The sequence below is a fragment of the Xylanibacter oryzae DSM 17970 genome (genome assembly GCF_000585355.1).
GTDB lineage: Bacteria > Bacteroidota > Bacteroidia > Bacteroidales > Bacteroidaceae > Prevotella > Prevotella oryzae.
Map to the genome: position 1 here is coordinate 42,750 of NZ_KK073873.1, position 24,066 is coordinate 66,815.

At 39.8% G+C, this 24,066-nt stretch carries 19 protein-coding genes; 6 read left to right on the top strand and 13 right to left on the bottom strand.

Annotated elements, in window-relative coordinates; translation table 11 throughout:
• Positions 1–9: 9 nt before the first annotated feature.
• Positions 10–999: an arabinan endo-1,5-alpha-L-arabinosidase gene (locus tag XYLOR_RS00160; protein WP_036875877.1), complete on the top strand. Its 990-nt coding sequence runs from the start codon at positions 10–12 to the stop codon at positions 997–999.
• 143 nt (positions 1,000–1,142) lie between these two features.
• Here the strand turns inward: XYLOR_RS00160 and XYLOR_RS13510 are convergent, their stop codons facing one another.
• Together XYLOR_RS13510 and XYLOR_RS00165 are read right to left on the bottom strand one after the other, a co-directional pair.
• Positions 1,143–1,358 (bottom strand): AAA family ATPase, encoded by a 216-nt coding sequence (locus XYLOR_RS13510; protein WP_169730538.1) that lies wholly within the window; start codon positions 1,356–1,358, stop codon positions 1,143–1,145.
• Positions 1,359–1,529: 171 nt separating this feature from the next.
• A complete protein-coding gene (locus XYLOR_RS00165; RefSeq protein WP_154655632.1) occupies positions 1,530–2,036 on the bottom strand; it encodes a hypothetical protein in 507 nt (168 codons plus the stop codon).
• Positions 2,037–2,798: 762 nt separating this feature from the next.
• On the opposite strand from XYLOR_RS00165, the gene XYLOR_RS00170 reads away from it, so the two are divergent.
• Together XYLOR_RS00170 and XYLOR_RS00175 are read left to right on the top strand one after the other, a co-directional pair.
• Positions 2,799–3,215, top strand: coding sequence for a BlaI/MecI/CopY family transcriptional regulator (locus XYLOR_RS00170; protein WP_036875879.1), 417 nt, complete (start codon positions 2,799–2,801; stop codon positions 3,213–3,215).
• Positions 3,212–4,501 carry a M56 family metallopeptidase gene (locus XYLOR_RS00175; protein ID WP_084608488.1) on the top strand — a complete coding sequence of 430 codons (1,290 nt, stop codon included), beginning with the start codon at positions 3,212–3,214 and terminating at the stop codon, positions 4,499–4,501. Before XYLOR_RS00170 ends, XYLOR_RS00175 begins: the two co-directional genes overlap by 4 nt.
• Before the next feature lie 89 nt (positions 4,502–4,590).
• On the opposite strand, the gene dnaK is transcribed toward XYLOR_RS00175, so the two are convergent.
• On the bottom strand, positions 4,591–6,528 hold the full coding sequence (gene dnaK / locus XYLOR_RS00180) for a molecular chaperone DnaK (protein ID WP_036875882.1): 1,938 nt from the start codon (positions 6,526–6,528) through the stop codon (positions 4,591–4,593).
• A gap of 223 nt (positions 6,529–6,751) precedes the next feature.
• On the opposite strand from dnaK, the gene XYLOR_RS00185 reads away from it, so the two are divergent.
• A complete protein-coding gene (locus XYLOR_RS00185; RefSeq protein ID WP_051508799.1) occupies positions 6,752–8,047 on the top strand; it encodes a hypothetical protein in 1,296 nt (431 codons plus the stop codon).
• Between the two features lie 77 nt (positions 8,048–8,124).
• Here the strand turns inward: XYLOR_RS00185 and recA are convergent, their stop codons facing one another.
• The 3 genes from recA to XYLOR_RS00200 are packed head-to-tail and all read right to left on the bottom strand — an operon-like array spanning position 8,125 to position 10,985.
• Entirely contained in the window at positions 8,125–9,159 is a 1,035-nt protein-coding gene (recA, locus tag XYLOR_RS00190; RefSeq protein WP_036875885.1) for a recombinase RecA, read from the bottom strand.
• Between the two features lie 16 nt (positions 9,160–9,175).
• Positions 9,176–10,369, bottom strand: coding sequence for a saccharopine dehydrogenase family protein (locus XYLOR_RS00195; RefSeq protein WP_036875888.1), 1,194 nt, complete (start codon positions 10,367–10,369; stop codon positions 9,176–9,178).
• 22 nt (positions 10,370–10,391) lie between these two features.
• A complete protein-coding gene (locus XYLOR_RS00200; protein ID WP_036875891.1) occupies positions 10,392–10,985 on the bottom strand; it encodes a DUF6621 family protein in 594 nt (197 codons plus the stop codon).
• A gap of 997 nt (positions 10,986–11,982) precedes the next feature.
• Between XYLOR_RS00200 and XYLOR_RS00205 the strand changes: the two genes are divergently transcribed.
• The gene (locus XYLOR_RS00205) at positions 11,983–13,665 is read left to right on the top strand and encodes a SulP family inorganic anion transporter (RefSeq protein WP_036875894.1); all 1,683 of its coding nucleotides are present in this window, start codon (positions 11,983–11,985) and stop codon (positions 13,663–13,665) included.
• A gap of 144 nt (positions 13,666–13,809) precedes the next feature.
• Positions 13,810–14,619, top strand: a complete 810-nt coding sequence (gene rhaD, locus XYLOR_RS00210; protein WP_036875897.1) for a rhamnulose-1-phosphate aldolase — start codon at positions 13,810–13,812, stop codon at positions 14,617–14,619.
• 110 nt (positions 14,620–14,729) lie between these two features.
• On the opposite strand, the gene XYLOR_RS00215 is transcribed toward rhaD, so the two are convergent.
• From XYLOR_RS00215 to XYLOR_RS00245, 7 genes are all read right to left on the bottom strand, one after another.
• On the bottom strand, positions 14,730–16,040 hold the full coding sequence (locus tag XYLOR_RS00215; protein WP_036875899.1) for a sensor histidine kinase: 1,311 nt from the start codon (positions 16,038–16,040) through the stop codon (positions 14,730–14,732).
• Complete coding sequence (locus tag XYLOR_RS00220; protein ID WP_036875901.1) at positions 16,037–17,437, bottom strand: sigma-54-dependent transcriptional regulator; 1,401 nt, start codon at positions 17,435–17,437, stop codon at positions 16,037–16,039. The genes XYLOR_RS00215 and XYLOR_RS00220 overlap by 4 nt, the downstream gene beginning before the upstream one ends.
• Positions 17,438–17,499: 62 nt before the next feature.
• Positions 17,500–18,975, bottom strand: a complete 1,476-nt coding sequence (locus XYLOR_RS00225) for a TolC family protein (protein ID WP_036875903.1) — start codon at positions 18,973–18,975, stop codon at positions 17,500–17,502.
• Between the two features lie 16 nt (positions 18,976–18,991).
• The gene (locus tag XYLOR_RS00230) at positions 18,992–20,239 is read right to left on the bottom strand and encodes an ABC transporter permease (RefSeq protein ID WP_036880390.1); all 1,248 of its coding nucleotides are present in this window, start codon (positions 20,237–20,239) and stop codon (positions 18,992–18,994) included.
• A 4-nt stretch (positions 20,240–20,243) separates the two neighbouring features.
• Entirely contained in the window at positions 20,244–21,527 is a 1,284-nt protein-coding gene (locus XYLOR_RS00235; protein WP_036875905.1) for an ABC transporter permease, read from the bottom strand.
• A gap of 22 nt (positions 21,528–21,549) precedes the next feature.
• Positions 21,550–22,815 (bottom strand): FtsX-like permease family protein, encoded by a 1,266-nt coding sequence (locus XYLOR_RS00240; RefSeq protein ID WP_036875906.1) that lies wholly within the window; start codon positions 22,813–22,815, stop codon positions 21,550–21,552.
• Positions 22,816–22,818: 3 nt separating this feature from the next.
• The gene (locus tag XYLOR_RS00245) at positions 22,819–24,063 is read right to left on the bottom strand and encodes an ABC transporter permease (protein ID WP_084608489.1); all 1,245 of its coding nucleotides are present in this window, start codon (positions 24,061–24,063) and stop codon (positions 22,819–22,821) included.
• Positions 24,064–24,066: the final 3 nt, after the last annotated feature.

Sequence of the window (24,066 nt, forward strand, 5' to 3'; positions counted from 1 at the left end):
GACAGAAGAATGAAATTGAGACTATTTACTTTTTATACCGTTTTGCTTTCTTGTTTTATGACAGTGAAAGCTGCCGACGGTATTACATCACCATTTGTGCATGATCCTGTGCTGGCTTATGATGGTAGCCGATATTATATATATTGTACAGGTCTGGGAATACAGGTGTATTCATCTGCCGACTTGAACAAATGGCGCGATGAACCTTCTGTGTTTGATGCCGCACCACAGTGGGCAATGAAAATGGTCCCTGGATACAAAGGACATACGTGGGCGCCCGATATCATATTCTATCAGGGTAAGTATCATCTGTTTTACAGTTGTTCTACATTTGGTAAAAACCGTTCAGCCATAGGCCATGCAGAGAATGTCACCCTGAATCCATCTGATGCACGCTATAAATGGGAAGACAAAGGATGTATCGTCAATTCTGTTCCCGGCAGGAACGAATGGAATGCCATAGATCCGAATGTCATCATAGATGGAGAAGGTACTCCATGGATGACGTTTGGATCATTTTGGAACGGTATTAAACTAGTCAGACTTACTGCCGATATGAATGCTGTGGCAAAGCCTGAAGAATGGTATTCTCTGTGCAAGAGAATGAATAATATTCTACCAGACAGTCTGCCAGGGGATGATGCCGTTGAGGCTCCGTTCATCTATCATCGTAGTGGATATTATTATCTTTTTGTATCGTTCGACTATTGTTGCAGAGGATTGAAAAGCAACTATAAAATAGCCATAGGTCGTTCAGTAAATATAAAAGGTCCGTATCTTGACAGAGACGGTAAGGATATGTTGCAAGGCGGAGGTAGCATACTATTAGAGGGTGATCATAAGACGTATTCTGCAGTAGGTCACTGTTCTGTCTACGATTTCGCCGGACATACATATCTTTTTGCTCACGGTTATGAAATACATGACAATGGAATGCCGCATCTTGTGAAAAGAGAATTGAAATGGACTGCCGAAGGATGGCCTGAAGTAATGCAATAAAATATTGGAATTAAAAGTTTTAGAATATTAATTAAGGTTGTTTCCTAGATTGACGCATAGAGATATAAGGTTGTTTTTCTAGATTGACGCATAGGGATATATGACTGTGAAGTCAAATATCCCTTTTTCATGTGCAGAACTCTTCACATGAACCATTGGTGTAGTACTTTATCAAGTTCCATCGGGTTGCGATACCGAGTATTGGATAGCTCGTCAAGGCGCATGGTGATAATTTGGTCTTCTTTGACGCAAGACTCTCGAAGATAATTGCTGAAAATATCGAGAAACAGTACTGACTTGCCACAACGACGAATACCGATAATTACCTTAATTCGTCTGTTATCGCGATGATCTATCAACTTGTTCAGGTAATTTTCTTTCTATCTTCATGTTTTTATCCGATATTTATGTGTGTTTACACGTTTTTGTCGGTTAAGAAGATGTCTAAATATTTTCGACTCACAATGTTTTATCCGATCTTTTTGTGTAATTACATATGTTTTCTTTCTACTAGATTGTGACTGAGTATCTTATATTTTGATGTTGACTCCTAATGACATCAATAGTCTTGTATAATCGTGAAAATTACTATTGCGTGAATCATATTTTCTTAAGAGCACACCAATGCATGGTCTGATAATATAATGTCCGATATAAGCATATATACCTGCGTCGTAATACGAATACTTCCAATTATTATTTTTTTGCAAGTTATCCCCAATGCCGCATGCGGCACTCATGCTTAAATCAGAAATGCTTAGAAAAGTATAACCTATTTTGGCTCCCAACATATTGTTTGTATAATAATCTTTATTACCATTAATATTAAATAGTGCAATGGTATGTTCAAATTCACATTTCACATACAAACGTTTTAGGATATTATACTTGAAATCAGCGCAAATCTCATAAGGCTGAAACTCATTTGAAAGTGAATTACCTTGCATGTGCATTTCAGCTTCCATGCTGTTGGCTTGACACAAAGCATGAAGTGGAAAACCTAAAAATAAGAGTAAAATATATATATACTTATGCATAATGCTAGTTATTAAATTTTCTGTTTTTGTAGTGTATATCCATTCCCCCAAGATAAATCTACACTTGAGACACTGAAGACCAAACGCAACGTGTTAATGATAACTTTTTCATATAAATCCTTTCTTTAAATTAATTAAGTCTTGTTTATTGTATTCTGAAACAAATATAGCAATTTTTGTGATAAATTGTTCTTATTTTGCCGTGATTTGTACTATTTTAACGCTATGTGTAGGGCGGTTGATAATTGAAAAATAATAGTGGTGCTATTTAAAACTTATACACCAACTCCATTCTCAATTATCTTGTATTCCTCACAATATACTAATAAAAAATAAGAAAAGGCATACAAATCTCAACCAATAAACCGATCCGTTATTATTAACTTGCATGGCTTTCTTATTTCCATTATTCCTCTTCTTCGAAAGTAAGCACTATTGATTATCACACAGTTATAGCAACATGTGAACATTTTGAATACGATTTGATAGTATCAAAACCAAAGCAAACACATAACTCTATAAATACATTTAGCAGCAAGTAGAAGTGAAAAATTGCAAGCAGTCATTCTGAAAATTACTGCTATTGGTTGGTCTTCATCATAAATCCGTATTTTAGCTTTAACCGATAGGATATTTCTTAAAATGTGTTGCATTACGAAAAGTATTTGTTAAAACTAACTCTATTTCGTAAGTTTTAGAAATGAAAAACTTGACACGAAACTGATTTCGACATACCTTTGCTTCTGTAAAACAAAAAACGCTATGAAGCACAAAAGCAATACACTTACAAAGGCAGAGTTTGATGTGATGTCGGCTCTCTGGGACATCAATCATTCGGCAACTGTTCACGATATTCTTGAACGTTTCGCAGAACCTAAGCCAGCTTATACCACGGTGGCTACTTATATGAAACTGCTTCTAGAAAAGGGTTATGTGGATTATTTCAAGGTGAAAGGAGAAGGCAAGGCCAAGATATATCAGGCTAAGGTAACACGTGCAGAATACACCCGACAGGCCATGGCTGATGTAAAGAAAGATTTCTTTGGTGGCTCATTGCGTTCCATGCTGAACTTCTTTGTGAAGGAGGAGAATCTATCCGATGAGGAGATTGCCGATTTGCTGAGTACCATCAATAATGAAGACGTATCAGTTTCTATTAAAGAGGAGGAAACGCTATGAATGATATACTCATCTATTCACTGAAGTCGGCCTTGGTATTGACAATGCTCTATGTGCCTTACATGCTGATGCTCCGCAAGGAAAGCTTCTTCCGCATGAACCGCATGATGTTGCTCAGTATCCTCTTTTTCTCGCTCGTTCTGCCAGCATGCAACTTCTCTGCATTGGCAATCGGCAGTGAACCTGTAGCTGAAGCAACAAGGCAGATATATGTGCAATTCGACGAAGGGCAAGTAGTATCTAATAGTTCTACTCAGATGGCTGCTCAGAGCCCATTAGTATTCTTCGACTGGAGCATGTTGCTGCACGGTCTCTTGATTCTTGGAATGGCTGTAATGGCGCTTGTACGCTTGCTGCAGATGGTGCGCATGCAAACCATGGTGAAGCGGGGCAGTCTGTGGAGTAAGGAGAAAGATGGTTGCACCATTTACTGTCATGCAGGTGATGTCTCGCCTTTCAGTTGGATGAAGAGTATTGTGATCAATGACGAGGACTACAAGGAGAATGGTCATCAGATCATCCTTCATGAGCAGGGACATATCCTCTGCCATCATTCGCTCGACATCCTATTGCTCACCTTTGTGCAGACGTTGCAATGGTGGAATCCCTTGGTCTACATCCTCGGCAATAGCCTTCGCGATGTACATGAATATGAGGCTGATAACCATGTGCTCACCGCAGGGATTAATATACAGGAATATCAGATATTATTAATCCGTAAAGCTTTGGGGACAGGAACCTACGTCTTTGCGAATAATTTCAAACATAGTTTAATTAAAAATAGAATTACCATGATGATGAAGAAAAATACAAGCAAGTGGGCCTATGGCAAGACATTATATCTCATCCCACTCGTAGCGCTCGCACTTTGTGTTTTTGCAAGTCCTAAGACTGAAGTGAACAATGATCCTCAGAAACCTCTTAAGATCAAAGTAAAGCAAGTTAAGACAAGAACAATCAATACTGTTGAAATTATTCCTGAGATTAAAGATGGAAAGGTGTATACAGACGCTGAGTTCCAGGCTATGATGGATAAAAAGTATGCCGAATGCAAGAAGTCGTTTAGCCCTAAGTATATAGGCAACAAGATAAATCTTGTAGACAAGGATGAGAAATACAGCACTACCTATGAAAAGAAAAATGGCAAGTGGGTGAAAGTATCCAAAGAGCCACTTACACATCACTCATACCGCACTCACTACAAAACGATTAATGGCAAGCTGGTAGAAGCATCCAAAGAGCCACTCTCACCTCAATTAAAAAAGAAATATCTTCACTCAAAATAGATCTCTTTTATTAACTATACGAAAATAGGGTGTAACTACTTGAGTTACACCCTATTTTGTTATTTTATCTTATTGTTGATTATCAACAATTATTTCACTTCCTCGAAGTCAGCATCCTGGATGTTGTCATCGCTCTTTGCACTGTCATTGCCTTGAGCCTGACCTGCACCTGCATTAGGATCACCCTGTGCACCTGCGCCAGGACCTTGCTGAGCTCCTTGAGCTCCACCTTGATACATCTGTGCACTGGCTTCCTGCCATGCTGCGTTAAGAGCTGCTGTGGCTGTGTCGATAGCTGTAACATCACCACTCTTATGAGCGTCTTTCAGCTGCTGTAGAGCTTGCTCGATAGCCGGTTTCTTGTCTGCCGGTATCTTGTCGCCAATTTCTTTCAACTGATTCTCTGTCTGGAAAATCATTGAGTCAGCTTGGTTCATCTTGTCTACCTTCTCACGCTCTTTCTTATCGTTGTCTGCATTCTGGTCTGCTTCAGCCTTCATGCGGTCGATCTCTTCTTTGCTCAAGCCAGAAGAAGCCTCGATGCGGATGGCCTGCTCTTTACCTGTTGCCTTATCTTTGGCAGATACTTTAAGTATACCGTTGGCATCTATATCGAATGTAACTTCAATCTGTGGAATTCCGCGGCGTGCAGGAGCTATACCTGTAAGGTTGAACTGACCAATGCTCTTATTCTGAGATGCCATTGGACGCTCTCCCTGTAGTACGTGGATAGTAACTTCTGTCTGGTTATCAGCTGCTGTAGAGAATACTTCGCTCTTCTTGCAAGGAATTGTAGAGTTAGAGTCGATAAGTTTTGTCATTACACCACCCATTGTCTCAATACCGAGAGTAAGAGGAGTAACATCCAATAATACGATATCACCTACACCACCTTCTTTATTAAGGATGGCACCTTGGATAGATGCACCTACTGCTACAACTTCGTCTGGGTTTACACCTTTAGAAGGCTCTTTGCCGAAGTAGTTCTTAACCAATGTCTGTACTGCAGGGATACGGCTTGATCCACCAACTAGAATAACTTCATCAATATCAGCTGTTGTAAGTTTTGCATCTGATATGGCTTTCTGACAAGGTGCAAGACAAGCTTGTATCAAATCATGAGCCAACTGCTCGAATTTAGCACGTGTAAGAGTCTTAACCAAGTGCTTTGGAACACCACCTACAGGCATGATGTATGGCAGGTTGATCTCTGTGCTTGTAGAACTGGATAGCTCTATCTTTGCTTTTTCAGCTGCCTCTTTCAGACGCTGCATTGCCATAGGATCCTTTGATAGGTCTGCTCCTTCGTCATTCTTGAACTCCTGAACAAGCCAGTCGATGATTACCTGGTCGAAATCGTCACCACCAAGGTGTGTATCACCATTAGTAGAAAGAACTTCGAATACGCCACCACCAAATTCAAGAATAGATATATCGAATGTACCACCACCAAGGTCGAACACTGCGATCTTCATTTCCTTATTAGCTTTGTCTACACCATAAGCAAGAGCTGCAGCTGTAGGCTCGTTGACAATACGACGAACATTAAGACCTGCAATCTGTCCGGCTTCTTTAGTAGCCTGACGCTGAGAGTCTGAGAAGTATGCAGGCACTGTGATTACAGCATCAGTTACTTCTTGTCCTAGATAGTCTTCTGCAGTCTTTTTCATCTTCTGCAGTACCATAGCTGAAATTTCCTGTGGAGTATATTTTCTTCCGTCGATATCAACACGTGGATATCCACCTTCGTTTACTACGCTGAATGGAACGCGTTTTACTTCTTTCTGTGTCTGATCCCAAGATTCGCCCATAAAACGTTTGATACTGTATACAGTGTTCTTTGGGTTAGTGATAGCCTGACGCTTTGCAGGATCACCGACCTTACGCTCTCCACCTTCAACGAAACCTATTACAGAAGGTGTAGTACGTTTGCCTTCGCTGTTTGCGATTACTACCGGCTCGTTACCTTCAAAAACGGCAACACAAGAGTTTGTAGTACCTAAGTCTATTCCAATGATTTTTCCCATAATTTTATTTTTATTATTTTGTTATTAATCTTAGTTTTATTGTCGTGGGGGCGTATTTGTTCCCGCAATCACGAAATAACAAACAAAGCTTATGCCAAAATAAGGTCAGAATAGAAATTTTGTCTTATTGGCACGTCATTTTGACATTTTATTTATTATTCATTTCGATTAATCAAAATTTTACACTATCTTTGCCAAATAGTAAATTAATACGACCATTATTATGAAAAGAGTGTTATTTTTATTGGGAATAGCTTTTGTTTTCAATACAGTGATAGCTCAGAATTCCTATATTGTTAAAACTCACGGAGCTACTAAATCTAATGTGACAATTGCTGGTGAATACACGGGTACTGATAGTCAAAGTGACCGGGAGCCTGATTTTGTGGCTGACAATTTCAAGTTTTATAGCCTTTGTGATTGGCAGGAAGGTATGAAATTTATGGTTATCCCTGAAAGGTATGACTTGATCGTAAATACATTTATCGATGCGTCTACTAACAAGGAGGTCAGTAACGGTTCTCTACGTTATAAGATAATGATATATAAGGGGCACAGTCTGGCTGCGGATGGAAACGCGCATGTTAATTTCTTATGTCAGGATGATAATAAGATGTATTATTATCAGATACCTAATGGTTCTTTTGAAGACTATTGTTATGGTAAACTTGGAGTTCCTACTTTAGCTTATTTGGGGGATGTAGATATCGCACGTGCCAAATTGATAGGTTCTAAGGTGTATACTAAAGCAGATCTATACTATATCGATTCTAATACGACAATGGATGCAGTAGAGGAGGTTACTGTACCTAAGAATACTGAAGTTACTGTAGCAGCTGTTGGAGTAGGGACACGTAGTTTCCCTGTTAAGATAATTGTAGAGGATGCAAGCGGAAACCAATTCTTTGAGAATGTAGCTATCAGCAGAACGAATAGTGGTATGCGCGATGATGAATTCATCATGGATAATGTACGCAATACATTTTATGGTGCTTTTGAACTGGCTGGTGCCAACATGTCAGCCCCCGGGGAGTATGCTAAGTATGTGGGTCGTAGTGTTCATACTAAATACGCTACAAAGATGACTAATAAACAAGACAAGGTCGTCTCAATACGCAAATTTTCTAATTTTATTATTAAGGGTATTCAGCCTAATGGTAATACCAATTATGTCAAAATGACACTCCGTTCGTCTGCAACAGGCGAATTGTATACTAAGCAGGTTACCTTTGTTAATGAGAATGTTGCCGGCGATATTGATGGTTATAAGGAGGATTATTATAATTATCTTTTCGGTAGCGGATCTGTAGGCAAAAAGGGTATCTCAAAAGCTCATTGGAAAGCAATACAGGCGGGTAGGGCTGTGATTGGGATGAGCAAGAGTGAAGTATCCATGGCTAAAGGTGATGCTGATAAAGTAGTAGAATCGCACAATGGAAGTGTTTTATGGGCTTATAATGATGGCACTGTCATCAAATTCAATAAGTCGGGCAAAGTTTTTAAAGTAGAAAAGCATTAGATTATATATAGCGGTTATAAATAAAATCCCCTCACTCTTATCTTAGAATGAGGGGATCTATATATATAATGGTGTTATTAAACCGCCTTATCTGATATGGCTTGTTTAATAAGTCCTTCCAATTCATCACAAAGTTCAGGATTGTCTTTCAGTGTTGTCTTGGTAGCGTCACGCCCCTGAGCCAACTTTGTACCGTTGTAAGAGAACCATGAACCACTCTTCTGAATGATGTTGTATTCTACACCAAGATCTACAATCTCACCAACCTTAGAGATGCCTTCTCCGAATGTGATTTCAAATTCAGCCTTGCGGAAAGGAGGTGCCACCTTGTTCTTTACAACCTTGACACGTACCAGGTTTCCTATTACGTTATCTCCATCTTTGATGCTTGTTACACGGCGGATATCCAGACGTACACTAGCGTAGAACTTAAGAGCATTACCACCGGTCGTTGTCTCAGGATTACCAAACATCACACCAATCTTCTCACGTAATTGATTTATGAAAATACATGTTGTGTTAGTCTTGCTTATTGTTCCTGTCAGCTTGCGGAGCGCCTGACTCATCAGTCTTGCCTGAAGGCCAACCTTGTTATCACCCATATCGCCTTCAATCTCTGCTTTAGGCGTTAGTGCTGCAACAGAGTCTACTACTAATATGTCAATAGCAGACGAACGTATCAGTTGGTCGGCTATCTCCAGAGCCTGCTCACCGTTGTCCGGTTGAGAAATCCACAGGTTGTCTACATCCACGCCTAACTTTGCAGCATAGAATCTGTCGAAGGCATGCTCTGCATCAATAAATGCAGCAATGCCACCAGCTTTCTGAGCTTCTGCTATAGCATGTATGGCCAGCGTGGTCTTACCCGAACTTTCCGGACCGTATATCTCAATTACTCTGCCACGTGGCAAGCCACCTACACCGAGAGCTGCATCCAATCCGATACTGCCGGTAGATATGACATCCACCTTCTCTACACTTTCATCGCCAAGTTTCATAATAGAACCCTTGCCGAAATCTTTTTCTATTTTAGACATAGCAGCCTGCAGGGCTTTCAACTTTCCTTCTTGAGCACTTGCAGATGCCATTTCTTCGTTTTCTTTCTTTGCCATTGTACTTTTTTTAAGTTTAAAGTTCTAAGTTCTTGTCGAATTCTTCATGCCAAGGCAAGCCTTGCTTGTTGAGCTGTTCCATGAATGGATCCGGATCGAAATCTTCTACATTCCATACTCCGGCTTTGCGCCATAGTCCTTTGAAGAACATCATAGCCCCAATCATTGCAGGCACACCTGTGGTGTAGCTTACACCTTGCATTCCTGTTTCCAGATAGGCTTCGTGGTGCTTGCAGTTATTATATACATAATATGTATGTTCTTTTCCGTCTTTTATACCGCGGATACGACAGCCGATGCTTGTCTCGCCTTCATAGTTCTCGCCCAAATCCTGAGGATTAGGCAGTACAGCCTTCAGGAATTGCAGTGGGATGATCTGCTGACCGTTATATTCGACAGGATCAATGCGGGCCATGCCGATGTCCTGAATAACACGTAGATGAGTAAGATACTCTTGTCCGAAAGTCATCCAGAATCTGGCTTGCTTTATTGTTGGGAAATTCTTTGTCAGGCTCTCCAACTCTTCATGGTACATCAGGTAACTGTCTTTTGGACCAATGTTAGGGTAGGTGAGGTCTTTGTGTATCTCCAATGCACCTGTTTGAACCCATTTGCCATCCTTGAAGTAACGTCCTTTCTGAGTGATCTCACGTATGTTGATCTCCGGATTGAAGTTGGTGGCAAAAGCCTTGTGGTGGTTTCCTGCGTTGCAGTCTACTATGTCAAGATATTGTATCTCATCAAAGTGATGCTTGGCAGCATATGCAGTAAAGATGCCGCTTACTCCGGGGTCGAAGCCACAACCAAGAATGGCTGTCAGACCTGCGTCCTCAAAACGTTTCTTGTATGCCCATTGCCAACTGTATTCGAAATGCGCTTCGTCTTTTGGCTCATAATTAGCTGTATCCAGATAATTTACGCCACATGCAAGACAAGCGTCCATTATAGTAAGGTCCTGATAAGGCAATGCCAGATTGACTACCAACTCAGGTTTAAACTCATTGAAAAGTTTTTTAAGTTGTTCAACATCATCAGCATCCACCTGTGCTGTCTTGATGTTAGGATTACCGATAGCTTTTACAATCTTGTCGCACTTTGACTTTGTGCGACTTGCTATCATGATATCAGTGAACACGTCTGTGTTTTTGGCGATTTTTACAGCGGCTACTGTAGCCACGCCACCGGCGCCGATAACTAATACTCTTCCCATATTATTATATATTATTATTTTCTTATTTTATTTCGTCCGACTTGATACCAAGTGCACTCATAAGTGAGTAGCCAAGTATCTCCTGGCGGAAATTGCCCCCTTGCATAGGTTGCATGGCAAACAGGGTTATACGTTTTTCATCGTTTGCATAATGTAGCGCAACGCGTACTTTTTCGTAAGTCTTGTCTTGGTCGGGTATTACCATAACTCTTTTTACGCCTTCGCCATTTAGTATAAGCTCTAATGCATCTACAAAAAAATCATCTTTTCCTACAATATCTTCAACAGGGAATGCACTCATCATAAATTCGCCTATTTTGTCTTTAAAGGCTTTCCCGTCAATCTCTTCTTCGAATTTGCAAGGAGTGAAGTTGCTTAGACTTTTACTATCTTTATTGTGAATGAAAACTACTTGTATCTTATTATCACCTTCGCGTAGGCCTCCGTCAAGAGCTATGCAGTCTATCCAATGTGCAATGTCGGCTTTGGGTATGCGGCGACCTATCATCCTCTCAAAGTTCACAATGAGGTCAAATGCTACGCTGTCTATGTAATCTGCGTCAATAAGAATAACATTCTCACTCCATTTTTCTGATTTTAGCATGCTTTTATTCATAGTTGCAAAGTTAATAAAAATCGAGCGTAGTACAAAATAAATAGGGCTTTTTTTTATTGCAAATTTGCAAACTTTTGCCACTGCATGCAGGTATGCTGTCAAATGAATAGTAATGGTTGTGAAAAGTAACGTTTGTAACTTGTGACTTTTTTAACCTTTTACTTTTTGCAAGTATAAAGCATGATATTTTATTTACATAAATATTGCAAAATAATTATCCTTGAAAGATGTTTTCCATGAAATAATGTGCGCTTATTTGTTGTGATATTTCATAAGATAACATGTTCTTGGTCCATCGTGAAAGTTTAAAAAGTTACAAAAGTTACAAGTTACAAACGTTACTTTTCAATTTTCCATTATTAATCCTCCCTATGCTTAATTATAATATATAATAATATTATATATTATAATTAAGCTAGGAGAGGATTATTAAGGGAATTTCTTCAATTACATGTTTGAGACTTGAGACCGAGACTTTTTAGTTTTTCATGCTCCCAAAGAACAAGTTAGTTAACTCGAAAATGAAATTTGTGGTATCGCCGAAACACCTGTATACATCGGCGTTTCAGGGGCGTTTTTGAAGTTGTGGAATAGCCGAATGTAGATTTGTACCCTCAAAATTTTGATGTTTGCAAGATTTGCCGTACCTTTGCACTTGTCAATGAGAATAAGCGCCGCCGCCGCTGCCGGACAGACTGATCAACTGCCGCAGACAACTTTCAAAGCGCTCGCCGACACCGCCTTTGTCGGATAATAAAGCCAACCCCATGGAAAGCACAAAATCATCCTCACGATGAGGAAACCGCTTCTTGCACAAGAAGAAAACAAACAAATCAAGAAAACGAAAATATCAAAAAACTTCTTTGTTATGCCTTTGCTGTTAAAGCGCTGACGGGTATCTCGCATTAATAGCTAAGAAATATTAAAATATGTTTTGATGTGTAAGATTTTATGCTTACCTTTGCAGCTCGTTTTCAAGAAACACATAAAAAGAAATATGAATTTATTCGAATTTAAGCCGATCATATTATCAACTCTAAAGAACTATAATCGTAAGATATTTGCAGCTGATTTACTTTCGGGAGTTATCGTCGGCATTGTTGCTCTACCCTTGGCTATTGCCTTTGCAATTGCTTCGGGCGTAAGTCCTGAGAAGGGCATCATAACAGCAATCGTTGCGGGAGTTATCATATCTGCTTTAGGTGGAAGTAAGGTGCAGATAGGCGGACCTACAGGAGCGTTCATCGTGATCATATATGGAATCATACAGCAATACGGTATAGAGGGACTTACCATCGCCACACTTATGGCCGGCGCATTCTTAATACTGTTTGGCATATTACATCTTGGTACAATCATAAAGTATATTCCTTATCCTATCGTAGTCGGTTTTACAAGTGGTATAGCTGTAACGATATTTACAACTCAGGTGAAGGATCTCTTTGGACTTTCAATTCAGAATATGCCTTCTGATTTTATTGAAAAATGGATTACTTATATTCGAAATTTTAGTACAATAGACCCATGGAGTGCAACGGTAGGTATTGTGAGTGTGCTGATCATTATCGTTATGCCCCGTATAAGTAAAAAGATACCCGGTTCGCTGATTGCAATAATACTGATGACTGTCGCTGCCTTGTTGTTAAAACAGTTTCTTGGTGTACATAGCATAGAGACTATTGGAGACAGATTTTCGATAAGCAATCAGTTACCTTCTGCTCAGGTGCCACAAATAACGTGGCAGACTATAAAAGGCCTTGTTTCGCCTGCTGTGACAATTGCCATACTTGGAGCAATAGAGTCGCTGCTGTCTGCAACTGTAGCTGATGGCGTAATAGGCGAGCATCATAATTCCAATACAGAATTGATCGCTCAGGGAGTAGCCAACCTTGCTTCACCTCTTTTTGGAGGAATACCGGCTACAGGGGCAATCGCTCGTACGATGACCAATATCAATAATGGAGGCAAAACTCCTATTGCCGGTATAGTGCATGCGGCAGTGTTGTTATTGATATTTTTTTTCTTCATGCCTTTAGCCAAATATATACCGATGGCTTGTCTGGCAGGAGTGCTGGTGGTCGTATCTTACGGCATGTGTGGATGGAGATCGTTTAAAGAACTGATGAATAATCCTTGGAGTGATGTCTCGGTGCTTCTGATAACATTCTTCCTCACGATCATATTCGATCTTACTGTTGCCATCGAGGTGGGACTCATTATTGCCTGTCTTCTCTTTATGCGCCGTATGGCAGAGACTACCGATGTGAAAGTTATTATGGACGAGATAGATCCTAATAAAGAGGTGGATATAAATACGTCGAATATAGAGCACTTAACTATTCCTAAAGGTGTAGAAGTATATGAGATAAACGGTCCTTACTTTTTCGGAGCAGGAAATAGTTTCGAAGAGATTATGGCCACATTTGGTGATCGTCCCAAGGTGCGAATAATAAGAATGCGTAAGGTGCCATTCGTGGATTCTACAGGAATACATAATTTGAAGAACCTATGTACAATGAGTCAGAAAGAGGGCATTAAGATCGTATTGTCAGGAGTAAATGCAAAGGTGCAGGAAACTCTTTATAAGTCAGGCTTTGATCAGTTGATAGGCAGGGAGAATATATGCAGTCATATCAATATCGCTCTAGACAGGGCTTCAGAAATAGTTGCAGATGTATAGTGAACCTTGCATGCGGTTCTGTTAATGAGCAAATATCTTAGTGATAGAAAGAAAATCTCAAAACTTGAAGATTAAAAATCAAATAACGTAGTAGTAACATTATTATATATACTAATTTTGCATCGTAAAAACTAATGTAATAAGATGAAAAGTATTCTAGAAGGAAGACCGGCTCTTAAAAAAGAGGTCGATAAGATAGCTGAGGTTGCCGGATACCTTTGGCAAAAAGGATGGGCAGAACGTAATGGTGGTAATATTACTGTTAATATTACAGACCTGGTAGATGATGAAATCAAAAATATGCCCGCTATCAGCGAGGTAAAACAGATTGGTGTTACTCTGCCACATCTTAAAGGCACATATTTCTTCTGTAAAGGTACAGGAATGCGTATGCGCGATTTGGCTCGCTGGCCTATGGATAACGGTAGCATAATCCGTATTCTTGACGACTGTGCAAGTTATGTTATCATTGCAGACAATCCTGTAAATCCTACAAGTGAACTTCCTTCACATCTTATGGTGCATAATCATCTGATAGAAAAGGGTTCTACCTTTAAGGCTTCATTGCATACTCACCCAATAGAATTGATAGCGATGACTCACATACGCAAATTCATGGGCAAAGATGTTTTGACAAAGTTGCTTTGGAGTATGATTCCTGAGACAAAGGCTTTCTGTCCTAAGGGACTGGGTATTATTCCTTACGAATTGCCTAGTAGCGTAAAATTGGCAGAAGAGACTGTACGTCAGTTGGACGATTATGATGTAGCTATGTGGGAGAAACATGGTGTATTTGCTATCGATAATGATATCATGGCTGCTTTCGATCAGGTAGATGTACTTAACAAGAGTGCACTTATTTATATCGCAGCTAAGAATATGGGTGCAGACCCGGAAGGAATGAGTGATGCTCAAATGGTTGAGATGACGAAGGCCTTCAATCTGCCTAAATAAGAAAGGTTTTTGTTAGAAGATTAAAATTCTAGCACTATTATAATATGTTGATTTAAATGGTTAAATTAAAAGAGAGTCCTGCTTCGTGAGAAACGGGACTTTTTGTTGTATCAGGATTTATTTATTTTTACAAATTCTATTCTGAATCTGGTAATGCCGTCTGCATAAGTCTTAAGCGAGAAACGGCACTGGTGCTTGATCAGTACTTCGCGTATGAATATAAGACCGATACCCTGTCCGTTGGGTTTGGTAGAAAAGAATGGACTGAATAGTTTCTTCTGTGTGTCTTCTGAGATGCCCTCACCTGTATCTGCAATCTCAAGTATAGCGGGCGAGGATGAAGTCTTGCAATAGATGTCACCTTCTTCTCCGATGCTCTCTGCAGCGTTCTTTATGATATTAACTATCACTTGCTCTATTAGTTCTGCATCAACAGTAACAAGTACTTGTGTATCGGCAAAATCCTTATGTATACGTATATTGTTCTCCGCACATTTTGTCTCCATTGTCTGAATGCAGTTGTCGGCCAGTTGATTGAGGTCATTGACCATAAGTTGAGGCTGTGGAATCTTCACCACATCCGCAAATCGGGTTATAAAATTGCTCATTGAGTAGCAGCGCTCTATGCAGGCAGACATCACATCGCGTATGTCGGTAGAGTCGGGGGTGTCTTTCAGCATGTCGCATAAAGAGTCGAGTGTGGATGTAACACCGGCAGTAGTGTTGTTGACCTCGTGTGCAATCATGCGTATAACTTTTTCGTAAGCTTTCTTCTCGGCATCCATAACCTCTTCGGTGAGACTCTCTATAAGGAAGAAGGGATGAGCATAACCTCTGTCGATAAATGATAAACGGCTGCAACGGTATATATGCGAGTCGTTGAGTTGGAATGTACTTGACGAATCTTTACTCAACGACGATAGGTTTGCAGATAGGGGACTGTCTATTTCATTGATTTTCTTTCCTTTTGTTGCTTCTGTTGAAACTCCCAAAAACTTCTCTGCAGCCGGATTCATGGATGATAAACGTTCGTCAAAGTCTACAATAACTACACCCAGAGGTGATGCATTAATCAGCAAATCAAGAAACTGGTTGGTCTCTCTGACATGCAGGCGTTCGTCCTTCAATTGTTTAATCATGCGATTAAACACATCAACAATGCGGTCTGCATCTTTCTGATTCACATGGCGCAGTCTGCTACTGAAGTCCTGTTCATTAAGCAGTTCCACACCATTACCTATCACGCGAATAGGGTTGATGACCTTGCGGTAGAAGAAAAAGAGATAGGCAATGATAACTGCTACAAGTAATTCTGTGGCGTAGAACAGAATCTTTTGCGTAATAAAAGTCTGTGTTATCAGTAGTGTAAGTGCTGAACACAGCAGGATGATGAGTATTATAAACCAGCCCCGCAGTCTCATTTTTTATAGTCTATATCATATTTTTCGAGTCTTCTGTATAATGCAGCCCTGCTTAGTCCCAAGTCGAATGCCACATGACTTAGATTATTCTTATGCTTTTTAAGTGAAGCAACGATCGTACGCCTCTCTATGTCATCCAGAGTAAGTCCATCGCTGTGCACAGCAGTGTTGCTATTTACAGTGGCGTTGGCAGCAGAACAACTATTTATCTGTGGTTCAAAGTCACCGGCCGTAAGTATTTTCTTGGCGCATATAATGATAGTTCGCTCCACAATATTCTTAAGTTCGCGTATATTGCCACTGTATGGCAGTCGGGATAGCAGAGTCATGGCATCTTGCGAGAATTCCACTTGCGGTATATTATTTACTTCGCATTGTTTGTACGCAAAATGTTTTGCCAGCAGGGGAATGTCCTCACGTCTGTCTCTGAGAGCCGGCAGATGTACTGTGATAAGATTGATGCGGTAGAACAGATCTTCTCTGAAAGAATGCTCGGCTATACGTTTGGTGAGATCGGCATTTGTGGCAGATACCACACGCACATCCACCTTATGAGCATGACTGTCGCCAAGGGGCTCGAATGTTTGATCTTGCAGTACACGCAACAGTTTTACCTGACTGCCTATATCCAAATCGCCAATCTCATCTAGGAATATAGTGCCTTTGTCTGCTAGTTCGAAACGTCCTATACGGTCGGCCGAGGCATCAGTGAAGGCACCCTTCTTATGACCGAACATTTCACTCTCGAAAAGCGACTGGGATATTCCACCGAGATTAACTTTTACAAAGTTCTTATCCATGCGCATACTATTGCGGTGCAGAGCCTCGGCGATAAGTTCCTTGCCAGTTCCGCTCTCACCTGTAATAAGTACTGAGGCATTAGTCTTAGCCACACGTTTCACCACATCAAGAACTTGATTCAGTCCATCGCTGTTTCCTATTATAAACGAGCGGTCAAAGTCATTATTCTTATTCTGACGTATTGTGTCTATGTTATGTGAACTGTTTGTATCTTTAGACCCGTCGATAGAGTTTAATTCTAACGCCGTCTCTATCCTTTGCAGCAGTGAAGCATTATTCCATGGCTTGGTGATAAAGTCGAAAGCACCCGCACGCATTCCCTTTACAGCGAGGTCTATGCTTCCCCATGCCGTCATCAGAATTATAGGCACATCTTCTCTGAACAGTTTCACCTGTTTCAGCAGTGTTATGCCTTCATCTCCAGATGTAGACAGCGAAAAGTTCATATCCATCAATATCAGTTGAGGCGCTGTATCACGAATTGTTGAGATAGCCTCTTTAGGAGAAGCCACAGCCACAACTTCGTAGCCGGCACGCTTCAACATGAACGAGAGAGAAGCGCGGATAGAAATATCATCATCGATAATTAGAATCATATTGCAAAAATACTGCTTTATTTGATTACTTCCAAGTAGAAATATATTTATTTGGGTTATTCTTACCGTTTAATTATTTCATCAAAGTCGGCATCTATACCTTTATTTTTTGCAAAATCCCATAGGGTGAGACTGCGCAACTGATAGTAATAATACCAATAATAGAAAAGCTCAGATATGTTTTTCTGACGTGACTCGTCTTTATTTACCTGAGCATCATTCAGGTCAAGGGTATTTATTTTACCTATCATAAACGTCTCTATACTAGTCTTGTACCTACGTTGAGCAATGCTGTCGGCTTCGGTGGCAATGTTCAGTTGCTTGCTTTGGTTATTGAAATGTTCCACCAATAAGAATATGTCTTGATTGAAAGTCTGCTGCTCCTGTCTAATTTTACTCTCAGTTATTTCGCGATTGCTCTCAGCCACCTTTACCTCACCACGGCGCTTGCCCCAGTCAAGTATAGGAATGCTGAAACCTACACTAACGATGGTATTATTCTTAAGAGCATTATACGCATAACTGAGCTTGTCGTTGCCTATGCCACTATAACCCACAGATGCTGTAAGTTTTATACTTCTCAAATCGCCCTTTGCTTTGGCTACTGCATAATCAGACTCCAACTGTCGGCGACGAATGTTTAGTGCAAATGAATTATTCTCTAGTGCTTTGTCCAGTACATCAGCATAACGGATAGTCATTCCAGGCATATTTTCGGGTATTACCAAGTCTACCAATGTACTGTCGCTAATGTTCAAAAATGTTTTAAGCTGAAACATATTACTGTTAAGCGAGCTCTCATTACTTGTCAATGTACTTTGTGCATTGAGGGCCGAGAGTTTTAGTCGCAGCATATCACTCTCGCTTACCTGTCCCATCTTTTTTCTTGCTTCGGCTATATCATATAGTCGCGTAGCATTCTTGAGATTCTGTTGTGCTATACTAACATTCTCATGTGCAAGTAGCAGATTGAAGAAGTATTGTATTGTCTTCATCGTAACTTCCTCAGTGGCTGTTATGAAAGCGGCTTTAGCCTCACGATATTTCACAGGTTCGATGCGACGCTTCCATTTCGAGTCGTTTACTCCGAATATCGGTTGATTAAGAGTAAGGCTGATGGGGACAGACATGAAGTTTTTCATGCCGTCCGCCTTTATATAATCTAAAGAGGTGGTAAGTGAGAGAGAACCACCCGTCAGCCAGATATTTTGATTAACATTTAATGCACCATTCATGCCAAACCAGTTATTTCGGATGAATTTATAAGATCCATCATCTTGTTGATATGAACTGTAGCTCTTATTGTATTGTGGTACTGTGCCATCGAATGATAGTTCGGGGAGCAAATCGGCCTGGTATGTGCGGTATGCCCAGTAAGCCGACTTTAATTCACCACGCGCTACCACTGCATCTACACTCTGTGTACGAGCCATCGCTATGGCCTCGGGAAGTGTCAACTTTATGTTATTGTCAATTGCCTTTGCCTTTGTTTGCATCAGCATAAGAAAAAATGAAATTAGAAATATAAGTTTTTTCATATCATAAATACTTATTCTATTCTTCGTGTAAAGCTTCTGCAGGCTGAATAGACATTGCCTTGCGTGCAGGGAACCATGTTCCTACTATTATCATTAGTGCAGTGAGTAGATAAGAAATCACTACTGTTATAATGAAGCGAATAGGTGCAAGATAGGTACCATCCTGAGATGTGTTAAGATTTGTAAAAGCAAGATTAAAGTCTATTATTATTGCGAATAAAGTAGCTACGGATAGCAGAATCAGTCCCTCGGATATTTGACGAAGAAAAACATCGTGATTAGTACTTCCAAGTGCCTTGAACAGAGCAATTTCTCCTCGTCTTTGCTGCGTGCGGAACCAAAATGTACCAAGGATGCCAAGAAATATGTTTAACATCAGGAATACTCCTCCTGTTGTATAATTGCGTACATCATTCATGCTGCCCCTCTCAAAAGAGGTACGGATATTATTGAATGATTGTATATCACTGATATACAGATTACCAATCCGTAGTTGTTTGTCGGCATCGCGCCATAAATTTTCAATGAAGTCGTGGTCCATATTATCACGCACTCTCACACAGAGCTCATTCATATCTTTGTAGTGTTCCTTGCCTAGTTTGGCAACGCATGTATATGAATATTTATTACTTTCAAAATCATCATATCTTACAGGGGTGATAGAGGCGCCGAGTATGTAGTTCTTTGTTGTATCAACACTAATATGGAATACCTTGCCAACGAGTTGTCTGAGTGATGGCATTTTATGTTTGTTAAATAAATTGTCAGATAAAAGTATATTATCTTTACTGAGAAGATCTGCCAACTGCTCTGGCGTTTCGCCGTTCGTACCTTGATAGCGGAAAACACGTACAAAGTCGGGCGTAACAAGTCGGCGTAATATAAAGTCGTAGTTGCCTACCTTTATTGTGTCATGACGAACGATTGAGCTGCTATTACTCCCATCATAAGGATAAGAGTTTTGAGAAAGACTGACAGCCTCTATCTCCGGCCGATGTCGCAGACGGTTTAGAAGTTCTGCACGATCATCATTGTCTGTTGTGTCTGCAGGATTATATTCGTGACTGTTAGGCGTAAGTTTGCCCATATTAATTAGGTAACAATGTGATATATCAAAACCATGTGGCTCAATATAGTTGTTTACTTGTATGTACATGTAGTCGGTTATGAACCACATAACCACACTCACAATCAGTAGCTCTACGAATATCCATATATTGAAACGCCATTCGTTGCGTATCTGTTTGAATAGTTTTTTGTTCATCGTCTTATCTCCTTCCATTTAAGTCATTAATAATTGAGGTTTTGCATGCTTGCCATGCCGGTATACCAGTGCTAAGAAGATTCAGTACGAAACAGAATGCAAGTGCATAAATAAATGTGGACATGTGGATAAGTATACTGGTGTTCACAATCGGTGGATTGTTGTATGAAAACGAAACTTCAGGCGTGAAGAGTAATTCATTGAAACAGTATCCGCAAGTTATACTCATTAACAATCCTAATGCTCCTGCGCATAGTGTTACGATCATATTCTCGGTGATTATTTGGCTGGCTATGCTCCATTGCGTGCAACCGAAGGCTCTACGTATACCTATCTCTGATATGCGTTGGCGCAGACGACTGTGTGTCATGCTACTCAAGTTGATGGCTGGAACAATTAGAAGGATAAGGAACACAATCAGTTGTGTGCGATGTGCTGCAGAGACATCCGGTTCTATATTTGCTCCGAAACTGATTGCTCCCTTTTCTGTATTATAAGGGCGATTGCGGTTCAATATTTTTATTCCATTGTCTTTTATTGTGAGATTAAACTTGTTTACATTAGCTACGGCTTCAGCGTGTACTTTTGCTTCATCCTTAGGAGAATGCATTAATATTGTTGTGCTGAACTCACCCATAACGTTATTCCAAACACTATTACATATTTCTTGATCGGTAGTATATGGTATCCATATTTGTGAGTATGACATTGTTGCAAGAGTAGAAACGTCATTTACAACTGCTGCAACTTTATATGGTATATGTTGTAGCATAAAGGTGCTTCCTACTACATTCCCTGTAGTATTGAATAGTCGTCTTGCTGTTGAACGACTGATTACGGCTAAAGATATCCCGGCCTTGAAATCAGCCTCATTGTATGGCTTACCGTATATGTATTCAAAATCGAACACATGCCAAAAAGTTGCATCGGTAAGTTTGACGTCGGCTGTAAATGATTTTTTTCCATTTGCAGATAGTGGCTGACGTGTAGAATAAAAAGTATAGATAGTAACTGCCTCAGGCGTTTTCATCTTCTTATATACAGCGTTTATCATATATAAAGACATCGGTCCATTACTCTCTCCATCTTTTGTCTTTACAGATCCGAATTTCACGTGTAGCATTCTATCACGATTGCTTTCTGGTGAAAATGGTGCTACCTTAACTTGTTGCATCATAACAACAAGCATGATCAGAAATAGCGATAGAGCTGTTCCTGCAATACTCACAATACTTATGAGTGGCTGCTCTTTTAGCTGCTGGTATGTTTGTTTGATTATTGTCTTCATTGTCTACAAATTTGTAATTGTTTTATTCTTCGTGTAATGCTTCTGCCGGTAGTATATGCATAGCTCTTTTTGAAGGAATCCATATGCCTATTAGTGTGATTATAGCCATTAGCATGAACGTTATTATTAATGTAATGATAAGTCGAAAGAGGGTGGCGTCTGCGTGTATGGTGACTGTCAGATCAGCCTTCCATATGTTAAGATCAATAATGGCTGCAGGCAAAGATGCAATAGCCAATAATAATACACCTTCAGCCAAGAAATGAACAGCTGTTTGCTTTCTGCTGCTACCCATGGCCATTCTTATTGCAATCTCTCCACGGCGACTATTAGTACGAAACCAGAAGGTTCCTAGTAATCCTAAAAATACATTGAATGCGAAAAACGACATCATCAGCATTGTGTTGTTTACCTCTTGGGTAACTCCCTGACTGGCATCATCTAACTGCTTATAGTATTTCATACTTTCTATATCAAAAATATAGAATGGTGCTATATGTATTCTGGCAGACATGGTCTTAATGAATCTATTAGAGAAGTCGTTATTGTCAGCATCTGCTTTTACACGTATATAGATTGATGGTATCGCCTGCATTTTATAAACTCTTTCGGGGTATGGTGTCATTATATAAGGTTCATACCTATTATAGTCAGAATTCTTTTGCGGAACACTTACGGCAATAACTCTATAATGTAAATCTGGCGAATAATAATCTGAGAATCTCTTTCCTATCACATTTGTAGTACCCCACAAACTGTCGGCTAATTCTGCACTTACTATGGCCGGGGTTACATCGTTTATAGCATTCCAGTCTTCGTCTTTTAGATTCTTATGTATACTGTGCAGCATCGGAATGCGGAAAGTATGCATGTACTCTGCATCAACATAACGTATATTGGATATAAGCACATTTGATGTATCACCATCTACGTGATAACCTTGGAACATTATGTTGTTAGAATATGCATCAGTACCAAATGATGTACATACAGATTCAACACCTGGATATTGCTTGAAACTTTTTATTACTTCTGACAAAGGTTTCCACCAGAAATGTGAAACACTGTCGGCATCTTGCATCTTTACAAATTGGTCTTCTCTACTTTTAACCGTTATCTTGTATACATGCTCTTGATCATATCCCTTAGATTGAAGTCGGGCAAAGACAAGACCATATAGAACATCTACGCAAAACCATAATAGGACAAATACAATGACAAGTTCGGCAAACAACCAACTGTTAGTGCGACGTTGATTCCATATTTGTGTTAATATATTTTTTATCATAACTTATTCTCCTTTTAAGGTTGAAATTATATTGCGGCGTGTTGCTATCCACACGGGAATGAAAACACTTATAAAGTTGAAAAGGACAGCAAGACCTACTACCCAAAGTAGTATCGTAGGCCGTAATATCATTGATGTGGATATATTACAATCTGCATAATTCAGAAGAGATGTGTCAGAGAACAATAACCAGCCTTTTATGATGAATAGCATAGCATACGACATAATAACCCCTAATATTGATCCTATAAATGTCAATATAAGATTTTCATTTATAAATCTCATGATAAGCTGCCAACGTCTGGCACCATAGCAACGGCGGATGGCTAGTTCACTCATCTGATGGTGCATCTGACTTGATACCAGTCCGCTGATATTTATAGCCGGAACTACTAATAACATAAGTGCTATAATGAATAATATAGCTGTGGTATTGACATGGCCCTTAAAAAACTGATATTTTGTAATAGGGCACATGTCCTTTAACTCGAACGAGTAATTGTTAAGTGTACTATTGTAGCGCTTAAGTGAAATATGTAATTGGTCATTCAAATCAGATGTGCTAACACCTGGAGCGCAGAGAGCCATCGCTGTTACATCTCCATACAGGGGGTCTGATGCTTTTATTGTAGGGTCGAATGGCATCCATAATTCAGAATATGCAAAATTGAAAAAAGAGCTTACGTTATCTACTACTCCAATGATCTTCATCGGTGAAAAATCACAGAAACATGTCTTTCCTATTGATTTTTCGGCGCTACCATAAAATTCTCTGGCTATATGTTCGTTTATTACGACAACATTAGCTCTTGCCTGGAAATCTGCTTTATTAAAAGGCTTGCCTGCTAAAAACTTAAAGTCATACATTTGCCAAAATTCAGGATCGACAAACTTACAGAAATGACTTTCGCCTTTATTCTTATTAGTTCCGCAATACAACTTTGTTCCACTGCGCTGGTAACTTACAATTGATGCACCTTTTATATTGCTGAATATCATCTTAGCAGTGCGATAACTCATACCAGGATTAGCATTGCTGTGATCTTTTGTCTTAAAAGAATACCCATCACCTGAATATACCATTTTACTTCGATTACTTTCGGGGGTAATGTCTCCAATATGTATGTCGTAGTTTATCACAACAAGCATGGCGAAAGCTATACTTACGGCTGTACCTAAAATCGACAATATCGTGAAGAACGGTTGTTGCCTAATATGGTTTTTTGCTTGTTTAATAATCGTATTCATAAA

Coding starts and splice junctions, on each gene's coding strand:
- XYLOR_RS00160 (WP_036875877.1), top strand. CDS start 10: ATGAAATTGAGACTATTTACTTTTTATACCGTTTTGCTTTCTTGTTTT.
- XYLOR_RS00165 (WP_154655632.1), bottom strand. CDS start 2,036: ATGCATAAGTATATATATATTTTACTCTTATTTTTAGGTTTTCCACTT.
- XYLOR_RS00170 (WP_036875879.1), top strand. CDS start 2,799: ATGAAGCACAAAAGCAATACACTTACAAAGGCAGAGTTTGATGTGATG.
- XYLOR_RS00175 (WP_084608488.1), top strand. CDS start 3,212: ATGAATGATATACTCATCTATTCACTGAAGTCGGCCTTGGTATTGACA.
- dnaK (WP_036875882.1), bottom strand. CDS start 6,528: ATGGGAAAAATCATTGGAATAGACTTAGGTACTACAAACTCTTGTGTT.
- XYLOR_RS00185 (WP_051508799.1), top strand. CDS start 6,752: ATGAAAAGAGTGTTATTTTTATTGGGAATAGCTTTTGTTTTCAATACA.
- recA (WP_036875885.1), bottom strand. CDS start 9,159: ATGGCAAAGAAAGAAAACGAAGAAATGGCATCTGCAAGTGCTCAAGAA.
- XYLOR_RS00195 (WP_036875888.1), bottom strand. CDS start 10,369: ATGGGAAGAGTATTAGTTATCGGCGCCGGTGGCGTGGCTACAGTAGCC.
- XYLOR_RS00200 (WP_036875891.1), bottom strand. CDS start 10,985: ATGAATAAAAGCATGCTAAAATCAGAAAAATGGAGTGAGAATGTTATT.
- XYLOR_RS00205 (WP_036875894.1), top strand. CDS start 11,983: ATGAATTTATTCGAATTTAAGCCGATCATATTATCAACTCTAAAGAAC.
- rhaD (WP_036875897.1), top strand. CDS start 13,810: ATGAAAAGTATTCTAGAAGGAAGACCGGCTCTTAAAAAAGAGGTCGAT.
- XYLOR_RS00215 (WP_036875899.1), bottom strand. CDS start 16,040: ATGAGACTGCGGGGCTGGTTTATAATACTCATCATCCTGCTGTGTTCA.
- XYLOR_RS00220 (WP_036875901.1), bottom strand. CDS start 17,437: ATGATTCTAATTATCGATGATGATATTTCTATCCGCGCTTCTCTCTCG.
- XYLOR_RS00225 (WP_036875903.1), bottom strand. CDS start 18,975: ATGAAAAAACTTATATTTCTAATTTCATTTTTTCTTATGCTGATGCAA.
- XYLOR_RS00230 (WP_036880390.1), bottom strand. CDS start 20,239: ATGAACAAAAAACTATTCAAACAGATACGCAACGAATGGCGTTTCAAT.
- XYLOR_RS00235 (WP_036875905.1), bottom strand. CDS start 21,527: ATGAAGACAATAATCAAACAAACATACCAGCAGCTAAAAGAGCAGCCA.
- XYLOR_RS00240 (WP_036875906.1), bottom strand. CDS start 22,815: ATGATAAAAAATATATTAACACAAATATGGAATCAACGTCGCACTAAC.
- XYLOR_RS00245 (WP_084608489.1), bottom strand. CDS start 24,063: ATGAATACGATTATTAAACAAGCAAAAAACCATATTAGGCAACAACCG.